The following is a 17,905-nucleotide window of genomic DNA, read 5'->3' on the forward strand; positions in this document are numbered from 1 at the left end:
GATCGGCTATTTTACGCGGCTCCCCCGACGCTCGCAGGCGACCGCCAGCCCGCTGGCAGCAACGACACAGGAATCAGCGCGGCCTTGAGGCGCACGCCCCGGCCCGCCCGGGCTTCGAGCGCGTCGATCACCACCCGGAGGTCGTCGGCGAGCCCGACGGCGACGGCGCGCGTGGGAGGCCCGAAGGCGTCGCGTTCGCGGACGTCGAGCAGCCTCAGCACGGCCTCCTCCCCCGGCGTCCCTGCGACGGCGGCGGCGATCCGGTGCGCGAAGACGCGCGGCGTCTCCGTGTCCGGCGCGGACCAGCCGAGGTCGCGGGCGGTGTCGCGCAGTTCGTCCCAGACGATCGTCGCGCCGCCCCACGACTCGCCGAGCCGTCTCAGCCGCGACCGTCTTCGCATCCGGCGGAGGACGGCGGGGGTGAGCAGGACGGCGACGACCAGCAGGGCGACGCCGAGACCGGAGAGCACCGGCTGCAACGGCGACGGCGGCGTGGTGCCCGCCGCTCCCGCGACGTTCGCGGGGTCGGTCGGCACCACCTTGCGCGGGGCCGAGGACGCGCCGGGCGCGGAGGTCGGAGCGGCCTGGTCCGGCAGCGCGTTGGGACGCGTGTAGCTCGGGATGGTGCCGCGGCCGACCGTCGGCTCGAACGGTACCCAGCCGACGCCGGCGAAGTACAGCTCCGGCCAGGCGTGGAGGTCGTCGCTGGTCACGGTGTACACCCCGGGGCTGTTCGCCGTCCCGCCGGAGGACGTGCCGGGCAGGTAGCCCTCCGCCACCCGCGCCGGGATGCCGAGGGTCCGCGCCATCAGGGCCATCGCGGACGCGAAGTGGACGCAGTAGCCGCTCTTGACCTCCAGGAACCTGGCGATCACCCGCGCGCCGTCGCCGTCGTAGCCCTGCTTGAGCGGGGTCTGCGTCGAGTACACGAAACCGTTGTCGCGGAAGTAGTCCTGGAGCGCGACGGCCTTGTCGTACTCCGAGACCGAGCCCGCTGTGGCCGCCAGCGCCGTCTGCGCGATGATGGCCGGCGTGTTCGGCGGGAGGAACAGGTCGCGCTCCACGTCGGCCGGGACGAAGCCTCCCGCCGCCTTCAGCTGATCGGCGGTCGGCGCCAGGAGGAGGCTCGTGGCCTGATACTTCTGCCCCTGCGTCGTGACGTTGATGCCGCCGAGCGTCAGGTCGTCCGGATCCCATGACCAGGTGCCGTTCAGGCCCTTCACCGACTGGACGGGGGCGGGGACCGGCAGCCAGCGGCTGGTCATGTCGTCGATCTCCACAGACGTCGTGAACTTGGTGCTCTTGACGCTGTCCGACAGCCCGGCGACAGGCCCGATCGCGACGCCGTTGGAGAGCCGCTTGGTGTCGCGCTCCCGATGCTTCCAGACCGAACCGGTGAACTGGTCGAGCGACGCGAGCTTGAGGTACTGGCCGGTCGGCGCGTTGGTCGTGTAGGTCAGGGCGCGCACGGCCGCAGGTCGGCGCAGGTCCTTGCCGAGATCGATCAGTGGGGTCACGGTGCCGCCGATGGAGATGCCTCCCGCGGTGAAGGAGGTCGCGCCGCCCTTGTCGAATCCGGGTGCCGTTCCGGCCAGGAGCATGGCCACGACCACGGCGGCGGCGCCGATGGAGATCGAGGCCGCCGGGCGCGGCGCTCCCGGCCGTCTCGTCCGCACATCGGAGCGCAGCAGCCACAGGAACGCGACAGCGGACGCCGCGAGCGCGGTCGGGTCGAGCCCGTCGCCCAGGAGCGCCCCCGGCACGACCAGCACGACGACGACGGCGACGGCCGTGTACGCGGGTGCACGGAACGCGACCGCGAGAGCGTCGAGCACGATCGCGATGACGCAGGCGCCGCCGATCACCAGGAACAGGAACTCCGGCAGGCTCTCGGCCGGCGTGCCCTGCTGGTAGATCGAGAGCATCGCCTGCTGCAGGTACCCGCCCCAGCGTTGCACCGTCGCCGCCGTGGGGATCAGGCCGAGCAGGCCCGTGCCGTTGCCGAACCCGAGCGTCATGATCATCGCGGCGAGCACCAGCAGAAGCAGCGGGACGATCCTCCGGTGAACCCCGATGGATCGCAGACCCGCGCCGGCGACGAGGAGGAACGAGCTCGTCAGCATGAGGCCGAACCACCAGGTGGGCCCCTGGATCAACCCGACGAGGGCGATGCTCACTGCGAGCACCTGGAGCACGAGCGCGCCCGTGAGGCGCCAATAGGCCTGTCGGCGCCGCACCCCCGCCATCCCGAGGGAGACGGCCTCGCTAACCATGGCCGACCACCGCCCGCTGGCGGTCGAGCGCGCGCTGCCAGACATCGGCGGGATCGTCGCCGGCCGAGAAGCCGACGCACAGCCACCCGGCGTCGGCCAGCACCTCCTCGGCCTCCGGCGACGCCCCCTCACCGAGGAAGGCGACGGCCGGGTCACCCATGCCGCGCAGCGCGGCGAGCGCACCGAGTTCTGGGGTGCCGTCGAGGAGGACGGCGAAGATCGGGACGGCGCGTCCGGCGCGGCGAAGACCCGATGCGAGTTCTGCGACCGCATCGTCGCGGAGGTCGGGCCCTGCCTCGACCGCGGCGAGGTCGGCGAGCAGCAGTCGGTCGGCCGTGCCCCGGTCGTACGTCGGCGTCACCGAGCCGAGGGTCCCCGTCCGGCCGGCCCCGCTGCGGCCGGAGAGCTGGCGCGGCGCGGTCTCGACGACGCTGAGCACGAAGCCTTCGTCGAGCAGGTGTATTCCGACGGACGCGACCAGCTCGACCAGCGTCTCGAAGAGCGGGTCGCCGCTGTCGGACGAGAGCTGCTGCAGCGGCGACCGGCTCGTGAGACGGGTGTCCATCAGGAGCCAGGCCTCGGGATTGCTGCGCTGCTCCTCCTGCCGCACCATGAGCTTGTCGTGGCGCGCGGTGGCCCGCCAGTGCACCCGGCGCAGCGGGTCGCCCGGCCGGTACTCGCGCGCGATCAGCTCGTCGGCGCTCGGGATGCTGTGGCGCTGGAGCTCGTGCTCCGCGCCTTCGCTGTGGGCGACGTCCAGCTCGCCGCTCGAGAGCGGGACGACGCGTGGCGTCACGAGGAACTGCCTCGGCTGACCCACCGTGTATTCCGCGTATGCGACGCCGAACGGGTCGGTGCGGCTCACGATCAGCGGCCCGACGGGGTGCGATCCGCGTCTCAGCGCGACGACGTCCTGACGCAGCACGACCGTGTCGCGGCCGTGGGTGACGTTGACCTGGTGCGCGCCGAGCCGCGGGAAGGGCGCCGACGCCTGCACGACGACACCCGACGGCGCGAACTCGCGCCAGCGGGCCGGCGGGCTCGGCCGGGTCGCCTGGTTGCGCGCCGTCGTGACGATGGTCGCCTCCTCTCCCACGGCGACGACGTCCGGGTGGAAGCTGCGGGCGACCGTCAGCCGCGGGCGGTCGATGGTCACCGAGATCATCGCCGCCAGGGGCAGCACGGTGAGGAAGACGCCGACGAACAGCACGTCGGTGCGGCCGAAGAACGCGGACGCCGCCAACGCGACGACACCCACGGCGCCGAAGGTCCAGCCGCGCGCGGTGGGACGCGGCCTTCTCACGGGCGACGATGCCCCGGCGCGCCCCCGCACGACTACTCCCTGCCTGTGGAGGGCGCGCCCGTCGAGGCGGAGCTCGTCCCGGCCCCGATCGCCCCCGACCCGACCGGCACCGGCGTCGCGGCGACGATACGACGGACGATGTCGGCGATCACAGGCGCGCTCTCATGGTGGTGGCCGAGAGCCCGGCTCGTCGGCAGCAGCCGGTGACCGAGCACCGGGACCGCCAGCGCGTCGATGTCGTCCGGCAGCACGAAGTCGCGGCCGTCGAGCGCCGCCATGGCCTTCGCCGCCCTCACCAGCTGCAGCGTCGCACGCGGGCTGGCGCCGAGCCGGAGGTCGCGGTCCTCCCTGGTCGCGCGGACCAGGTCGACCGCGTACTGCTTGACCGGAGCGGAGGCGTAAACGGCGCGTGCCGTCGTCATCATCGACCGCAACTGCTCGGAGGTGACCACGGGCCCGATGCGCGAGAGCGGGCTGGAGGTGTCGCGGGTCGTCAGCATGGCGAGCTCGGAGCCCTCGTCGGGGTACCCCATGGCGATGCGGGCCATGAACCGGTCGCGCTGCGCCTCCGGGAGGGCGTAGGTGCCCTCCATCTCGACCGGATTCTGGGTCGCGACGACGATGAACGGCGCCGCGAGCGGATACGTGGAGCCGTCCACCGTGACCTGGCGCTCCTCCATGCACTCGAGGAGGGCCGACTGGGTCTTCGGGCTCGCGCGGTTGATCTCGTCGCCGATCACGATGTTCGCGAAGACCGCGCCCGGCTTGAACTCGAAGCGTCGTTCCGCCTGGTTGTACACGGAGACACCGGTGACGTCGCTCGGCAGCAGGTCGGGCGTGAACTGGATGCGGCTGACCGAGCAGTCCACCGACTTGGCCAGCGACTTCGCCAGCACGGTCTTGCCGACGCCGGGCACGTCCTCGATCAGGAGGTGGCCCTCCGCCAGCAGCACGACCAGGGCCGTCTGCACGGCGTCGTGCTTGCCGTCGATGACGGACTCCACATTGGTGGTGATCTGCTCCGCGGCGCGTCTCAGCTCGTCCAGGTCCATCCCCGGCGCGGGCAGGCCCACCTCCTCCGGGGCCACCGAGGTCTCTGTGGGCTGACGCGTCGCGTAACTGTTCATCTCTCCACCCGGGTCATGTGGTTGACAGCAGTTCTGAGACGGCGGGCGGCACGTAGGGGCTCACGTCCCCGCCGAGGGAGGCCACCTGGCGCACGAGGGAGCTCGAGACGTGCGCGTTGGCCGGGTCGGGTAACAGGAAGACGGTCTCGACCGCCGCGAGGTGACGGTTCACGATCGCCATCGGCGTCTCGTAGGCCACGTCGACCTGCGAGCGGATGCCCTTGACGAGCACGTCGGCACCGACGTCGGTGCAGTAGTCGACGAGGAGCCCGACCGACCACGAGGCGACGACGATCCGTCCGCCGATCCCCGCGTCGTCGATCGACCGCTCGATCAGCGCGACGCGTTGAGCGATGGGCAACAGGGCCGACTTGTCGGGGTTGTGGACGACGAGCACGTGCACTTCGTCCCAGAGTCGCGCGGCCCGCTCGATGACGTCGAGGTGCCCGAGAGTGACCGGGTCGAACGATCCAGGGACTACGGCGATCCTGTTCATAGGGCACCAGACTATCCCGCGATTCCCGGCATTTCGTTGTGAATCCGTTATCTTCACAGCGCAGCGTGTTGCGTGGCCCTGCGGATCGGCGGAAGGCCCGTCCGGCCGCCGACAGGCGGTCAGGACTTGCCGAGGAACGCGCGCTCCGACTCGTCCAGGCGACGCGAGAGCGCCGCCGCGAGAGCCGGGTGCGCGGCGAGGCCACCGTCGTCGAGCGTCTCCGCCGCAGCGACCCGCGCCTCGGAGATCAGCTCGCCGTCGGAGACGACGCGCAGCAGCTTCAGCGAGGAGCGGCCTCCGGACTGCCTGCTGCCGAGCACGTCGCCCTCCCGTCGCAGCTCGAGGTCGACGTTGGCCAGCTCGAAGCCGTCGAGTGTGGCGGCTACGGCGTCGACGCGCTGCCGTGCGAGCGACCCCTCCTCCGCGTGCGTGACCAGGAGACAGAGACCGGGCACACCGCCGCGCCCGACCCGGCCGCGCAGCTGGTGCAGCTGCGACACGCCGAACCGGTCGGCGTCGAGCACGATCATCGCCGAGGCGTTGGGCACGTTCACGCCGACCTCGATCACGGTCGTCGCGATCAGCAGGTCGATGTCGCCCGCGGCGAACGCGCGCATCACGGCGTCCTTCTCGTCGGAGGCCAGCCGGCCGTGCAGCACGCCGACGCGAGTCTGCGCGAAGAGCGGATCGGCGCGCACCTGCGCGGACACCGACTCGACGTTCGCGGTGGGGCGCGGCGGTCCCGCCTCGCCGTCGACCGGGTCATCCGGCGCCTCCTCACCATCGTCCTCCGCCTCCTTGGGGCTGATCGCCGGGCAGACGACGAAGACCTGGCGGCCGCGCCCGATCTCCTCGGAGGCCCGCTCCCAGATGCGGCGCTCCCAGCCCGGGCGATCGGCCAGCGGCACGACGAAGCTCTCGATGCCCTGGCGGCCGGCCGGCAGCTGGGCGATCGTCGACACCTCCAGGTCGCCGAACACCGTCATCGCCACCGTGCGCGGGATGGGCGTCGCCGTCAGCACCAGCACGTGCGGAGGCGTGCCGCCCTTCGCGCGCAGCGCCTCCCGCTGCTCGACGCCGAAGCGGTGCTGCTCGTCGACCACGACCAGGCCGAGGTCGTAGAAGCCCACCGCGTCGCCCAGCAGCGCATGGGTGCCGACCACGATCCGCGACTGTCCGCTCACCGTCCGCAGCAGGGCGCGCTTGCGCTCGGCCGTCGACAGCTGGCCGGTGACGAGCGTCGGCATGAGCTCGGCCGACAAATCGGGGCCGAGCATCTCGGCGATCGAGCGCAGATGCTGGGCGGCGAGCACCTCCGTCGGCGCGAGCAGAGCGGACTGGCCGCCGCTGTCGGCCACGGCGAGCATGGCCCGCAGGGCGACCAGGGTCTTGCCGGAGCCGACCTCGCCCTGAACGAGCCGGTGCATCGGTTCGGCGGCCGCGAGATCCTGCGCGACCTCCCGGCCGACAAGGGCCTGGTCGTCGGTCAGGGTGAACGGCAGCACGGCGTCGAAGCGTTCGAGCAGCCCGCCGGGAACGGCCTTCCGCGGCGTCGCCGCGACCGTGCGGGCCTCCGCCCGCTGCTGCAGCAGGGCCGCCTGAAGCACGAAGGCCTCCTGGAAGCGGAGCGCGTCGCGGGCTCTCTGCCACTGCGCGGTCTTCTGCGGGCGGTGGATGCCTTCGAGAGCGTCGCGGAAGCCCAGGAGGCCTCGCTCGGCGACGATCGACGCAGGCACCGGGTCGGGGCACGGACCCAGCGCGTCCAGCGCCAGGCCGACGGCCTTCTGCACCTGCCAGCTGGCCACGGCCCCGGTCGCCGGATAGATCGGGATGGGGGTCTGCGCCCACTCCTTCGCCGCGGCACTCCCCGGGGCGACCGCGTTCTCGGCGTCCTGCTCGAACAGCTCGTAGTCGGGGTGGGCGAGCTGGAGGGCGCCCCGGTACGCGGACACCTTGCCGGCGAAGATCCCTCGCACGCCGGGCACGAGCTCCCGCGACCGCCAGGCCTGGTTGAAGAACGTCAGCGTGAGGATGCCCTCACCGTCGGAGATCTTGACCTCCAGGATGGAGCCGCGGCGGGCGCGCATCGGCCGCTCCTGCACGCGCAGGACCTCGGCGATGATCGTGACGTTCTCGTCGAGCGGCAGATTCGCCAGGGCGGTGAGCTCTCCACGGGTCGCGTAACGGCGCGGATAGTGCGCGAGCAGGTCGGCGACGGTGCGCATCCCGAACGCCTTCTCGAAAGCCGAGGCGGTGCGACCGCCGAGCACGCCGGTGAGCCGGGAGTCGAGCGAGACGACGCCGTCTGCGGCCGGGGCGGTGCTGGAGGTCATGGTTCGATCGTAGGGGCGGCCTCCGTCGCCGTCTCGCGCGCCGCGTCGTGCTCGGCTTCCCGTGCGGCCGCCCGGGCGTGCTCCTCGACCTCGGTCAGGGCCGCGAGCTCGGCCTCCACCTCGGTCTCGCCCGGGCGCTCGGCGGCGAGCCTGCGCTGGATGCCGAGGGCCTCCTGCCAGCGCCCGACCTCGCGGAGCGCGCGCGCGAGCGACCATTGAGCCGCGAACTGCTGGTCGAGGGTGCCGTACCGATCGGCGACCTCCAGCGCGGCTTCGAACTCGCCGACCGCGGCGTTCGCTTCGCCAGCGTCGAAGAGGGCCCAGCCGCGGTTGTTGTGCAGTGCGACACCCCACCGCAGCGTGCGGGGGTCGGTGATGGACTGGAGCTCGGCGAGACCTTCCTCCGTCCACTGCTCTGAGCGGAGCGGGTCGGCGATGCCCAGCATGTGCGCCGCGTCGACCGCGAGGAAACCCTCCCCCTCGCGACGCGCGGCGAGCAGCGCCTCCTCGAGCAGCGGTACGGCCTCGTCGACGCGTCCGGCGGTGTTGCGCAGCCGGCCGCGCTCCAGGAGGATGCGCACGGCGAGCGTGCCGACGGCGGGTTCGAGGGAATCGAGCAGCCCCTCCGCTTCGGCGAACCGGCCCTGCAGACCGAACGCGCGGGCGCGCTGCGTCTCCAGTTCGGCACGCACCAGTTCGGAGCGGTCGGGTTCGGCGGCGGCGATCGCGAAGCGTTCGGCGGATGCGATCGGGTCGTCATACCGCCACAGGGCGTCGAGTTCCGCCTGCTGGAGGCGTTCGTCCATCCTCCTATTGTGCTGACGGCGGCACGGCACCGCTAGGGCATGACCGCAGCGCCCTCGAACACATGCCCTAGGCTCGGAGGGCTATGACCCGAATCGTCTCCGGTTTCGCCGGTTCGCTCGCGCTGCTCGTTCCCAAGAGCGGCACCCGGCCGACGAGCGACCGCGTCAGGGAGGCCGTGTTCTCCGGGCTGGACGCGCGCGACGCCGTGCGGGGCGCGCACGTCCTCGATCTCTTCGCGGGCTCGGGCGCACTGGGGCTGGAGGCAGCCAGCCGTGGCGCTTCGCGCGTCGTGCTGGTGGAGAAGTCGTCGGCCGCTGCGGCGATCTGCCGTCGCAACGCGGAGGCTGTCGTGCGCGCGGCTCCGAAGGACGCCCGCCCGACCGTCGACGTTCGGGCGACCGCTGTCCAGCCGTATCTGTCGGCCGCGTCGGCATCCGCGGCCCGCTTCGACCTCGTCTTCGTCGACCCGCCCTACGACCTCCCGGACGCCGAGCTGCTGGGCGCGCTGACCGCGCTCGTGCCGCTTCTGGCCGAGGACGCCGTGGTGTGCGTCGAGCGCAGCACGCGCGACGGTGTGCCGACCGTGCCGGACGGGCTCGTGCTCGACCGCACGCGCGCGTACGGCGAGACCGCCGTGCACTACCTGTCGCCGTCGGCAACGGAGGACTTCGGGGCCTCCGCGCCGCCGGAACGCGGCTGACGGAGGACATGCGGGTGGTTTCGCGCCGGCACTCCTCCCCTGACCGCTCGTGACTGGTCTCAGGAGGCAGATCTCCTCCGCCGGCGACGCCGTCAGCCGGCGACGCCGTCCCACTCCTGGTACGGGTCCCAGCCTCCGCGCTCGTCGAAGGGGCGACCGCCGACGAGCAGGCCGGCACCGGCACGCACCACACCGACCGGGCGGAAACCGCCGGGGAGGACGGTTCCCGCCGGGAAGCAGGCCAGGAGGCCGTGATCCTCTCCCCCGGTCAGCGCCGTGACCGGGTCGTCGCCCAAGGCGCCCGGATCGATCTCGAGGGCGACGCCGCTCGCCTCAGCGACGCGCCGCGCGTCGAGCGCGAGTCCGTCGCTCAGGTCGAGCATCGCCGTCGCGCCGGCGTCCGCCGCGAGCGGTCCGTCGGCGATGGGAGGCCGCGGCCGCAGCTGGGCGTCGATCAGCTCGGGATGCGCGGCGAGCACCCGGGCGAAAGCCTCGGGGTCGGGCGCGCCCTCGTCGTCCACAGCCTCCGCGAAGAGCAGCCCGAGTCCGGTGGCGGCCGCCCCGAGGCGCCCCGAGACGGCGACCACGTCGCCTGGTCGCGCGCCGCTCCGGAGGACGGGGGTCCGGCCCTCCAGATCGCCGAACGCCGTCACCGCGATCGTGAGCGTGTCGGACACCGACAGATCCCCTCCCACGACACCGCATCCCGGCGCGAGGGCGGCGCAGGCGGCGCGGAGACCGTCGGCGAACGACTCCAGGGAGGCGACCGGGAACCACGGCGGCGCGGCGATCGCGACGACCAGTGCGGTCGGCACGGCGCCCATCGCCGCGACGTCGGACAGGTTGGTCGCCGCGGCCTTCCAGCCGAGGTCCTCCGGCGACGACCACGCCAGCCGGAAGTCCGGTCCGTGCACCATCATGTCGGTCGTGACGACGTAGCGGCCGTCGGGCGCCGCGAGCACGGCGGCGTCATCGCCAGGGCCGACGAGAGTCGCGCTCGATTCCGGAAGCCGCGGGAAGATGCGCTTCAACGCCTCCCGCTCGGACACCGCCGCGACCGTGTCGGCCGGGCTCCCAGAATCCACCATGACTCCCAACGGTAGCCTGAATCCTGATGTCCGCACGCCGCTCACCCCGCCGCTCTCCCCGACAGGTCGTTCTGGCCCTCACGATCGCCGCCGCCGCCCTCGCATTGACGGGCTGCGCGCCGACGGTCTCACTCGATCCGGGAGCCGACGCGAACGACCCCGGCTGCGCCGAGATCTCCGTGCGGCTGCCCGACTCGGTCGCCGACAAGGACCGGCGGCAGACCGACGCGCAGGCCACCGGCGCCTGGGGCGACCCCGCCGCGGTGCTGCTGCGCTGCGGTGTTCCACCCCTCGGACCCACCACCAAGCCATGCGTCGACGTGAACGGGATCGACTGGGTGCTGATGTCGGACCCGGCCGCCAAGCAGGTCGTCTACCAGACGTTCGGGCGCACGCCGGCCACGGAGGTCGTGATCGACCACGTGTCCGGCGCCTCCGACGCCGCCGTACTGCCGGAGTTCGCCTCGGCCATCGGGACCGTCAAACAGACCGAGAAGTGCCTGTCGACGCTCGACACGTCCCTCACGCCGCCGACAGCCACGCCGACGCCGACCCCGACACCGACACCGACGCCGACACCGACGCGCTGAGTCAGGCCGCCGCGCGCGCCACCGCGACCTGGATGAGCTCGTCGATCAGGTGTGGGTACGACAGGCCCGACTCCTGCCAGCAGCGCGGGAACATCGAGATCGGGGTGAAGCCCGGCATCGTGTTGATCTCGTTGACGACGAAACCCTCCGGCGTGAGGAAGAAGTCCACGCGGGCGAGTCCCTCCCCGCCGATCGCGTCGAACGCGCGCACGCCGAGGTCGCGCATCTCGGCGAGCTCGGCGTCGGTCAGCGCCGCCGGACAGACCAGCTCGATGCCGGGGGCGTCGAGGTACTTTGCCGCGAAGTCGTAGAAGTCGCGGCCGGTGATCACGATCTCGCCCGCGACGGAGGCGCGGGTCGGCTCTCCGGGGCGGCCGCCCAGCACGGCGATCTCCACTTCGCGGCCGGCGAGGGACGACTCGATCAGCACGCGGTCGTCCTCGCCCAGCGCCGTGTCGATCGCCGCAGGGAGGTCGTCCCACGACGACACCTTCGACACGCCGACGCTCGACCCGGCGCGGGCGGGCTTCACGAACGCGGGGAGGCCGAGGGCCTCCGCGGACGCGCGCACCGCGTCAGGTCGCGTGCGCCACTGGTAGGCGGTCACGGTCTCCCAGGGTGCGACGGGGATGCCGGCCTGCTGAAGCACCGTCTTGGTGAAGTGCTTGTCCATCCCGAGCGCACTCGCGAGAACGCCGCTGCCGACGTACGGCAGGCCGACCAGCTCGAGCATGCCCTGAACGGTGCCGTCCTCCCCCCACGGGCCGTGGAGGATCGGGAAGACGACATCCACACGACCCAGCGACGACATAGTGCCGTCGGCGGCCACCACGGACAGCTCGCGGGAGGCGACAGAATCGGGCCACACGATGCGCGACCCGTTGTCTTCGACCTGCGGGAGCGCCTCGGCGTTCAGGGCGAAACGGGCGGCATCGTCCGGCTGCAGCGTGAACGCGCCCTCGTGGGTGATGCCGACGGGGATGACGTCGTACCGGTCACGATCGATCGCCGCCAGTACTCCCGCCGCCGTCGCGCAGCTGATCGAATGCTCGCTTGAGCGACCTCCAAACAGAAGTGCGACTACGACCTTGTCCGTCATCCGTTGTCCTTTCTCCCTGCGGTTCGTCATCGTCGGTGGTGAGGTGCGGCGCGATGTCCTTCGGGTCGAGCGTGCCGGCGAGCACCTGACTCACCTGCCGGACGATCGGCATGTCCACCCCGCGCTCCTCGGCGAGCCGGAGGATCGGCGCCACCGACGCGAGGCCCTCCGCGGTCTGGTTCATCTGCTTCACCACGTCGTTGAAGCTGTAGCCCTGGCCGAGCAGGCGGCCTGCCGTGTTGTTGCGGCTGAGGGGCGATTCGCACGTCGCGATCAGGTCGCCGAGGCCGGCCAGCCCGGAGAGCGTCGGCGCCTCCGCGCCGTAGGCGACCGCGAAGTCGGTCATCTCGACCAGGCCGCGCGTGATGATCGAGGCCTTGGTGTTCTCGCCGTAGCCGACGCCGTCGACGATCCCGATCGCGACCGCGATCAGGTTCTTCAGCACGCCGCCGAACTCCGTGCCGATCACGTCGGTGTTCACGAAGCTGCGGAAGTAGCGGTTGGTGGCAGCCATCGCGACGGCCTGCGCCGTCTCCAGGCTGGCCGACGACACCACGGCCGCGGTCGGCTGTTCGCGAGCGATCTCGAGCGCGAGGTTGGGGCCGGAGGCGACGGCGATGCGGTCCTCCTCGACCGGGAGGCCCTGCGCTATCACCTCGCTCATGCGCAGTCCGGTGCCCTTCTCGACGCCCTTCATCAGGCTGACCACGATCGTCGACGGACCGAGGTGCGGCGCGATCGCGTCGAGGTTCGAGCGCAGCGTCTGGCTCGGGATCGACACGAAAACCTGCTCGGCCCCGCGCATCGCCTCGGCGAGGTGGGAGGTCGCGCGCAGCTGGCGCGGCAGGTTGATGCCCTCGAGGTAGTCGCTGTTGCGCTTGACCTCGTTGATCTCGCGGGCCAGCTCCGGACGCCGTGCCCAGAGCACCACCTCGTTGCCGCCGTCGGCGAGGATCTTGGCGAACGTCGTGCCCCAGCTGCCGGCGCCGAGAACGGCGATCCGGCGCTGGGGCGTGGTCGATCGTCTGGCCGCGTGGGCCTTCCTGTCAGCCATCGAAGCGGCCGGTCTCCTTCTGATTGTGCGCCGACGGGTCCCACCGGTTCTCTGGGGCCTTCTCGTCACGCAGGTCGGCCAGCAGTGCGGTGATCGCATTCATGATGACGTCGGTCGCCTCGGTCAGCGTCGCCTGGTCGAGGCTGCGCCCGCGGAACGCCGACAGGTCGACGGGGTCGCCGACTTTCACCAGGATGGTCTTGCGCGGGAAGAAGCTGATCTTCTTGGCGTACCGGGCCATCACCTGCTGGGTGCCCCAGTGCGCCATCGGGATGACGGGGAGGTCGTGCTCCAGCGCCATCCGGGCGGCGCCGGTCTTGCCGCGCATCGGCCACATGTCGGGGTCGCGCGTCAGCGAGCCCTCCGGGTAGATGACGACGACTTTGCCGTCGTCGATGATCTTCTGCGCCTCGTCGAGCGGGGCGGCGCTCCGGCCCGACCCGCCACGCGCCACCGGCACCTGACCGGACTTGCGCAGGAACCAGCCGACGACGGGGACCCGGAAGAGGCTCTCCTTGGCGAGGAAGCGCGGCAGCCGGCCGAGCTTCCAGACCACCATGCCCACCATGACCGGGTCGATCTCGCTGTAGTGGTTCGGCGAGATGATGTACGCGCCGTGCCGCGGCAGCTTGTCGCCGTCCGTGATCCGGAAGCGGGCGATCAGGCTGCCGAGCGGCACGATGAGCCCGGCGAGGACCCAGAAGATCGACGGCCTGGCCTTCTCGGACCGCTGATGCCGGGACTGCGCGCGGGACTCGGCCTGCGCGGGCACGGCGGAGTTCGCGGGCTCTTCTGGATTCACGGATTCTTCGGGATGGGGCACCGTCCCATTATCGCGGGCATCAGCCCTCGAGGACGAAGTCCGCTCCGAGCAGCTGCAGCTTGGTGATGAATCTCTCGTACCCGCGGCTGATGATGCCGACGTTGCTGACGGTCGAGCGGCCCTCGGCGGTCAGAGCCGCGATGAGGTGGCTGAATCCGCCGCGCAGGTCGGGGATCTCGATGTCGGCGCCCTTCAGGTCGACCGGGCCCATGATGACCGCGGAGTGGTTGAAGTTGCGCTGGCCGAAGCGGCAGGCGTGGCCGCCGAGGCACTCCTTGTGCACCTGGATCTTCGCGCCCATGTCGATGAGTGCGTCGACGAAGCCGAAACGCTGCTCGTAGACGGTCTCGTGCACGATGGAGACGCCGTTCGCCTTGGCGAGGGCGACCACGAGCGGCTGCTGCCAGTCGGTCATGAAGCCCGGGTGCACGTCGGTCTCGATGACGACCGGCTTGAGCTCGCCTCCCGGGTGGAAGAAGCGGATGCCGTCGTCGTGGATCTCGAACGCGCCGCCGACCTTGCGGAAGACGTTGAGGAAGGTGAGCATCTCGGGCTGCCTGGCGCCGCCGACGTAGATGTCGCCGCCGGTCGCGAGGGCCGCGGCAGCCCAGCTGGCGGCCTCGTTGCGGTCGAACAGCGCGGTGTGGCTGTAGCCGACCAGCTTGTCGACGCCCTCGATGCGGATCACGCGGTCGGTGTCGACCGAGATGATCGCGCCCATCTTCTGGAGCACGTTGATGAGGTCCATGATCTCGGGCTCGATCGCCGCGCCCTTGAGCTCGGTGATCCCCTCGGCCCGGACGGCCGTGAGCAGGACCTGCTCGGTGGCGCCGACGCTCGGATACGGGAGCTCGAGCTTGGCGCCGTGGAGGCCCTCCGGAGCCGACATCCGGATGCCGCTCGGGAGCTTGTCGACGACGGCGCCGAACTTGCGGAGCACCTCGAGGTGGTAGTCGATCGGACGGTCGCCGATGCGGCAGCCGCCCAGGTCGGGGATGAACGCCTCGCCCAGCCGGTGCAGCAGCGGGCCGCAGAACAGGATCGGGATGCGGCTCGAGCCGGCGTGCGCGTCGATGTCGGCCATGTGGGCCGACTCGACGGCGCTCGGGTCGAGCAGCAGCTCGCCCTCCTCCGCGCCGTCGGTCACCTTGACGCCGTGCACCTCGAGGAGGCCGCGGACGACCCGCACATCGCTGATGTCGGGGACGTTCCGCAGCACGCTCGGGCCTTCGCCCAGCAGGGCGGCGACCATGGCCTTCGTGACGAAGTTCTTGGCGCCGCGCACCTCGATGCGGCCCCGCAGGGGGATGCCGCCGTTGATGGTGATGCGGTCGGCCGTGAGGCCGACGTGTGCGCCGGCCGCCTGAGCGTCCTGAAGAAGAGAGTTCAAAGTTTCACCGGGAGGGTCTTGGGCCGCCAGCTGGCGCGTGCGGCTTCGAATTCGGAGATGCGCGCCTCGTCGCGCAGGGTCAGAGCGATGTCGTCCAACCCTTCGAGCAAACGCCAGCGAGTGTAGTCGTCGATGTCGAAAGACACCTGCACTTCACCGATGGTCGCAGTCTTGGCAACCAGATCGACGGTCGCCGATATTCCCGGATCGGCCTCGATGGCCGCCCAGAGACGCTCGGCGTCCTCGTCGGAGATGATTCCTGTGAGAAGGCCCTGCTTTCCGGAGTTGCCCCGGAAGATGTCCGCGAACCGCGGGCTGAGCACGACCCGGAAGCCGTAGTCGCGCAGCGCCCAGACGGCGTGCTCGCGGGAGGATCCCGTGCCGAAGTCGGAGCCGGCGACGAGGACGCTCGCGCCCTGGTAGGCCTCCTGGTTCAGGATGAACTCCGGGTCTTTGCGCCACTCGTGGAAGAGGGCGTCGTCGAATCCGGTCTTGGTCACGCGCTTGAGGAAGACCGCGGGGATGATCTGGTCGGTGTCGACGTTGGACCGGCGGAACGGAATGGCCACTCCGGTGACGGTCTCGAACTTCTCCATCAGGCGCCCACCTTCTCTCCCGTGCGGCCCGCGCCGTCCGGATCGTTCGCGTCGTCGTGGTCGAGGTCCCACGGGCTCGAGAGCGTGCCGCGGATAGCCGTGGCGGCCGCGACCAGCGGCGACACCAGGTGCGTGCGTCCGCCCTTGCCCTGCCGGCCCTCGAAGTTGCGGTTCGAGGTGGAGGCGCAGCGCTCCCCCGGTGCGAGCTGGTCGGGGTTCATGCCCAGGCACATCGAGCAGCCGGCGAACCGCCATTCGGCGCCGAACTCCTCGACGATCTTGTCGATGCCCTCCGCCTCGGCCTCGATGCGCACGCGCGCACTGCCCGGGACGACCATCACCCGCACCCCGTCGGCCTTCTTCCGGCCTTTGATGACGGAGGCGAAGGCCCGCAGGTCTTCGATGCGGCTGTTGGTGCACGAGCCCATGAACACGGCGTCGACCGGGATGCTCTTCATCGGCGTGCCCGGCGTCAGGTCCATGTACTCCAGCGCCCGTTCGGCAGCCGCGCGTGCGTTCGGCTCGGCGATCGCCGCGGGGTCGGGCACCGCCTGGCTGAGCGAGACGCCCTGGCCCGGGTTGGTGCCCCAGGTCACGAACGGCTCGATCTCGTCGGCGTCGAGGTAGACCTCCGCGTCGAAGACCGCGTCGTCGTCGGTGCCCAGCGTGTTCCAGTACGCGACGGCGTCGTCCCAGTCCGCGCCCTCCGGAGCGTGCGGACGGCCCTTCAGATACGCGTAGGTGGTCTCGTCGGGCGCGACCATGCCCGCGCGGGCTCCGGCCTCGATCGACATGTTGCAGATCGTCATCCGGCCCTCCATCGAGAGCGCGCGGATGGCACTGCCGCGGTATTCGAGCACGTAACCCTGCCCGCCGCCGGTGCCGATCTTGGCGATCACCGCCAGGATGATGTCTTTGGCCGTCACACCGGGCCGCAGCTCGCCCTCGACGGTGATGGCCATCGTCTTGAAGGCCTTGAGCGGCAGCGTCTGGGTGGCGAGCACATGCTCCACCTCGCTGGTGCCGATGCCGAACGCCATCGCTCCGAACGCGCCGTGCGTCGAGGTGTGCGAGTCGCCGCAGACGACCGTGATGCCCGGCATGGTGAGACCGAGCTGCGGGCCGACGACGTGCACGATGCCCTGCTCGACGTCGCCGAGCGAGTGCAGGCGCACTCCGAACTCTTCCGCGTTCCTGCGCAGCGTCTCGATCTGGGTGCGGCTGGTGAGGTCGGCGATCGGGCGGTCGATGCCGATGGTCGGCGTGTTGTGGTCTTCGGTGGCGATGGTGAGGTCGGGGCGGCGGACAGGTCGTCCGGCCATCCGCAGGCCGTCGAACGCCTGCGGGCTGGTGACTTCGTGGACCAGGTGGAGGTCGATGTAGATCAGGTCGGGCGTGCCGTCCTCGCCCTTCACCACCAGGTGGTCGCGCCACACCTTCTCCGCCAGCGTCAGCGGGGTGTGCTCGGGGGATTGCGTCGTCATCTCGGTGTACTCCTTGAGCTTTCGTTTACGGATCAGCCGTCGACGGACCCCGCGGCGAGGGTGGCCGTCATCCCGATCAGATACGGGAACTAGGACTCGCCGCGGCGGCTAAGGAGGAGAAGACCCGCGAACACGGATTCAGGTTATCACCCGAGCAAGGGCGGACCCGCAGGCGCACCGCGGTCAGGACCGCTCGACGCGGAGCCGGAGGTCGCCGAGCAGCAGCGTCCCTCCGCTCTCTGCGCGGCCCTCGGTTCCGGGCGGAACGCGGAGGGCGTCGCCCGCCGGCGTCACGACCGTTACGCCGTTCGTGGAATGCAGGTCGGTGACGACGAGCGCGTCTCCGGCCGCCGTGACGGCCGCGTGGGTCTTCGACACGGTGGAGGTCGGGTCGTCCAGCGCGACCAGCTCGGCCGGCCCGGGATGCACGGCGGCCGAGGGGTTCCGGCCGAGCAGCAGCGTCGCGGTGACGGGGATGCGCCGGCCGCCCGGAGTGGTGAGCCGCCACACGGGCGCGGTCACCGGAGGCCCGGCTGCCGGGGCCGTCGGCGCCACGAACGACGGCAGTGACGACAGCGACGACAGCGGCGCGGGCTCGGGCTCGACTCGCGCCCGCTCGGTGTCGTCGTCCGTCCGGCGCTCCGGGATCAGGCCGGGAGGCGGCACGATGAATCCGGGTCTGTCGTGCGCGGTGCCGTCTGGAGTCCCCACACGCCCACTCTACGGACTGCGGCGTGCGGCG

16 protein-coding genes are annotated in these 17,905 nt (G+C 71.3%); 2 read left to right on the forward strand and 14 right to left on the reverse strand.

The window, feature by feature from the left end; all coding sequences use genetic code 11:
- Positions 1 to 11: 11 nt before the first annotated feature.
- The 6 genes from AC0HS0_RS13785 to AC0HS0_RS13810 form a co-directional block, all read right to left on the reverse strand.
- The gene (locus tag AC0HS0_RS13785) at positions 12 to 2,318 is read right to left on the reverse strand and encodes a transglutaminase TgpA family protein (RefSeq protein WP_472964623.1); all 2,307 of its coding nucleotides are present in this window, start codon (positions 2,316 to 2,318) and stop codon (positions 12 to 14) included.
- Positions 2,266 to 3,576 (reverse strand): DUF58 domain-containing protein, encoded by a 1,311-nt coding sequence (locus AC0HS0_RS13790; RefSeq protein WP_472964624.1) that lies wholly within the window; start codon positions 3,574 to 3,576, stop codon positions 2,266 to 2,268. Before AC0HS0_RS13790 ends, AC0HS0_RS13785 begins: the two co-directional genes overlap by 53 nt.
- 32 nt (positions 3,577 to 3,608) lie before the next feature.
- On the reverse strand, positions 3,609 to 4,703 hold the full coding sequence (locus tag AC0HS0_RS13795; RefSeq protein WP_472964625.1) for an AAA family ATPase: 1,095 nt from the start codon (positions 4,701 to 4,703) through the stop codon (positions 3,609 to 3,611).
- Positions 4,704 to 4,716: 13 nt separating this feature from the next.
- The gene (coaD, locus tag AC0HS0_RS13800; RefSeq protein WP_472964626.1) at positions 4,717 to 5,199 is read right to left on the reverse strand and encodes a pantetheine-phosphate adenylyltransferase; all 483 of its coding nucleotides are present in this window, start codon (positions 5,197 to 5,199) and stop codon (positions 4,717 to 4,719) included.
- A gap of 119 nt (positions 5,200 to 5,318) precedes the next feature.
- The gene (locus AC0HS0_RS13805) at positions 5,319 to 7,532 is read right to left on the reverse strand and encodes an ATP-dependent DNA helicase RecG (RefSeq protein WP_472964627.1); all 2,214 of its coding nucleotides are present in this window, start codon (positions 7,530 to 7,532) and stop codon (positions 5,319 to 5,321) included.
- A complete protein-coding gene (locus AC0HS0_RS13810; protein WP_472964628.1) occupies positions 7,529 to 8,338 on the reverse strand; it encodes a hypothetical protein in 810 nt (269 codons plus the stop codon). The genes AC0HS0_RS13805 and AC0HS0_RS13810 overlap by 4 nt, the downstream gene beginning before the upstream one ends.
- A gap of 83 nt (positions 8,339 to 8,421) precedes the next feature.
- On the opposite strand from AC0HS0_RS13810, the gene rsmD reads away from it, so the two are divergent.
- The gene (gene rsmD / locus AC0HS0_RS13815; protein ID WP_472964629.1) at positions 8,422 to 9,039 is read left to right on the forward strand and encodes a 16S rRNA (guanine(966)-N(2))-methyltransferase RsmD; all 618 of its coding nucleotides are present in this window, start codon (positions 8,422 to 8,424) and stop codon (positions 9,037 to 9,039) included.
- A gap of 92 nt (positions 9,040 to 9,131) precedes the next feature.
- On the opposite strand, the gene thiL is transcribed toward rsmD, so the two are convergent.
- Positions 9,132 to 10,127: a thiamine-phosphate kinase gene (gene thiL / locus AC0HS0_RS13820; RefSeq protein ID WP_472964630.1), complete on the reverse strand. Its 996-nt coding sequence runs from the start codon at positions 10,125 to 10,127 to the stop codon at positions 9,132 to 9,134.
- 26 nt (positions 10,128 to 10,153) lie between these two features.
- Between thiL and AC0HS0_RS13825 the strand changes: the two genes are divergently transcribed.
- Positions 10,154 to 10,717, forward strand: coding sequence for a DUF3515 family protein (locus AC0HS0_RS13825; protein WP_472964631.1), 564 nt, complete (start codon positions 10,154 to 10,156; stop codon positions 10,715 to 10,717).
- Position 10,718: 1 nt separating this feature from the next.
- Here AC0HS0_RS13825 and AC0HS0_RS13830 read toward each other — a convergent pair whose 3' ends face one another.
- The 7 genes from AC0HS0_RS13830 to AC0HS0_RS13860 form a co-directional block, all read right to left on the reverse strand.
- Positions 10,719 to 11,816 (reverse strand): D-alanine--D-alanine ligase family protein, encoded by a 1,098-nt coding sequence (locus AC0HS0_RS13830; protein ID WP_472964632.1) that lies wholly within the window; start codon positions 11,814 to 11,816, stop codon positions 10,719 to 10,721.
- Complete coding sequence (locus AC0HS0_RS13835) at positions 11,713 to 12,870, reverse strand: NAD(P)H-dependent glycerol-3-phosphate dehydrogenase (protein ID WP_472964633.1); 1,158 nt, start codon at positions 12,868 to 12,870, stop codon at positions 11,713 to 11,715. The genes AC0HS0_RS13830 and AC0HS0_RS13835 overlap by 104 nt, the downstream gene beginning before the upstream one ends.
- Complete coding sequence (locus tag AC0HS0_RS13840) at positions 12,863 to 13,642, reverse strand: lysophospholipid acyltransferase family protein (protein ID WP_472964992.1); 780 nt, start codon at positions 13,640 to 13,642, stop codon at positions 12,863 to 12,865. Before AC0HS0_RS13840 ends, AC0HS0_RS13835 begins: the two co-directional genes overlap by 8 nt.
- Before the next feature lie 70 nt (positions 13,643 to 13,712).
- Positions 13,713 to 15,083 (reverse strand): UDP-N-acetylglucosamine 1-carboxyvinyltransferase, encoded by a 1,371-nt coding sequence (gene murA / locus AC0HS0_RS13845; protein WP_472964634.1) that lies wholly within the window; start codon positions 15,081 to 15,083, stop codon positions 13,713 to 13,715.
- A complete protein-coding gene (gene leuD, locus AC0HS0_RS13850; RefSeq protein WP_472964635.1) occupies positions 15,080 to 15,679 on the reverse strand; it encodes a 3-isopropylmalate dehydratase small subunit in 600 nt (199 codons plus the stop codon). Before leuD ends, murA begins: the two co-directional genes overlap by 4 nt.
- Complete coding sequence (leuC, locus tag AC0HS0_RS13855) at positions 15,679 to 17,163, reverse strand: 3-isopropylmalate dehydratase large subunit (RefSeq protein WP_472964636.1); 1,485 nt, start codon at positions 17,161 to 17,163, stop codon at positions 15,679 to 15,681. The genes leuD and leuC overlap by 1 nt, the downstream gene beginning before the upstream one ends.
- A 183-nt stretch (positions 17,164 to 17,346) precedes the next feature.
- A complete protein-coding gene (locus AC0HS0_RS13860) occupies positions 17,347 to 17,874 on the reverse strand; it encodes an FHA domain-containing protein (protein ID WP_472964637.1) in 528 nt (175 codons plus the stop codon).
- Positions 17,875 to 17,905 lie beyond the last annotated feature (31 nt).

Source organism: Leifsonia sp. PARNA 1/14 (assembly GCF_055720965.1).